The organism is Micromonospora sp. NPDC023644, assembly GCF_040640115.1.
Lineage (GTDB): Bacteria > Actinomycetota > Actinomycetes > Mycobacteriales > Micromonosporaceae > Micromonospora.
The window spans coordinates 1-1,645 of sequence record NZ_JBFABA010000116.1 but is presented as its reverse complement, the minus strand read 5'-3'; the positions used below and the strand labels follow the sequence as shown (position 1 = coordinate 1,645).

Genomic DNA, 1,645 nt, shown 5'->3' with positions numbered 1-1,645 from the left:
GGTCGCCGGTGCGGTAGAGGCGGCTGCCCGGTGGCCCGTACGGGTCGGGCAGGAACCGCTCCGCCGTCTGCCCGGGCTTGTTCAGGTAGCCGCGGGCGAGCCCTTCTCCGGCGATGCAGAGCTCGCCGGGCGCGCCGGGTGGCACCAGTCGCAGGTCGGCGTCGAGGAGGTGGATGCGGGCGCCGGCGATGGGGGTGCCGAGGTCGGGCCGGTGGACTCCGTCGGGGCGCACCGCTCCGGCGGTGGCGACGACCGCGGCCTCGGTGGGCCCGTAGTGGTTGACGAGGGCGTAGGGGGTGCGCGCCGAGGGCCGGGTGGTCAGGGCGTCCCCACCCGTGAGCAGCGTGCGCAGCGAGGTGGTCGCGGGCGTGGGCAGCCGCAGGACGGCCTCGGCGATCGGGGTGGGGACGAAGGCCACGGTGAGGCCCTGCCGCTGCATCCAGTCGTGCAGCGCGGCGGGGTCGAGGCGGTCGGCGGGGTCGGCGACGTGCAGGGTGGCGCCGCTGACCAGCGCGGGCCAGATCTCCCAGACCGCGGCGTCGAAGCCGAGGCTGGCGATCTGGCCGTGGTGCTCGCCGGGGCCGCTGGGATAGGTGTCGAGGTGCCACCGGACGAGGTTGGCCAGCGCGTGGTGGGCGACCATCACGCCCTTGGGGGTGCCGGTGGACCCGGAGGTGTGGATGACGTACGCCAGTTGCCCGGGGTGGATGTCGACCCGGGGTGCCGCCGGGGCGGGGGCGTCGGGGCGGCGTGGGGCGAGGGCGACGACGCCGGGGGGTGTGTCGGTGTTGTCGGGGTCGTCGGTGATGAGGATGGTGACGCGGGAGTGGGTGATGAGGTGGTGTCGGCGTGCGGGGGGTGCGGTGGGGTCGACGGGGAGGTAGGCGGCGCCGGCTTTGAGGACGGCGAGCATGGCGGTGATGGCGGGTGCGCCGGGTGGCAGGCTGACCGCGACGGGGTGGTCGGGTCGGGCGCCGTGGCGTAGGAGTTGGTGGGCGAGGTGGTTGGACCACTCGTCGAGTTCCCGGTAGGTGAGCGCGCCCGCCCCGTCGACGATCGCCACGGCGTCGGGCTGCCGCCGGGCCGCGTCCGTCACCAGCCGCGGCACACACCCCAGGTCGCCGGCCCACCGTCCGCTGGTCCCGGCGGCCGGCGGACCCACCTCGGTCGTTTGGCCGCCCACCCGGTCCGGGCCGTCGGCCGCCTCGGGCCGCCGCGCGGCACGACCGGTGCCCGGCCGGCGCCCCGTGGACAGCGCCGCGAGCCGTTCCCGCTGGGCGTCCGTGACGGCCTCCACCGTGGACACCGGTCGGTCGGGGTCCGCCAGCACGGCGGCCACCAGGGCGCGGTAGCTGTCGGCCAGGTCGGCCATGGTGCCGGGCTCGTACAGGTCGCAGGCGTAGCTGAAGTACACGCTCACGGCGTCGGTCCCCACCTCCGCGTGGACGGTGAGGTCGAACTTCGCGGTCCCCGCCTCGGCCGGCATCGGCCGCATCGTCGCGGTGTGCAGTGGCACGGGCCCGTCGGCGATGCCCGTGACGTTGCCGCCGGTGAAGACGGTTTGGATGAGGGGTGGGGTGTGGCGGTCGCGGGTGGGTTGGGTGCGTTCGACGAGTTTGTCGAAGGGGATGTCCTGGTGGGTGAC

1 protein-coding gene is annotated in these 1,645 nt (G+C 75.4%); it reads right to left on the bottom strand.

What is annotated here, in order from left to right; translation table 11 throughout:
* Positions 1-1,645: amino acid adenylation domain-containing protein (locus AB0G08_RS30130; RefSeq protein WP_358094362.1), on the bottom strand; the 1,645-nt coding region annotated here is incomplete at both ends.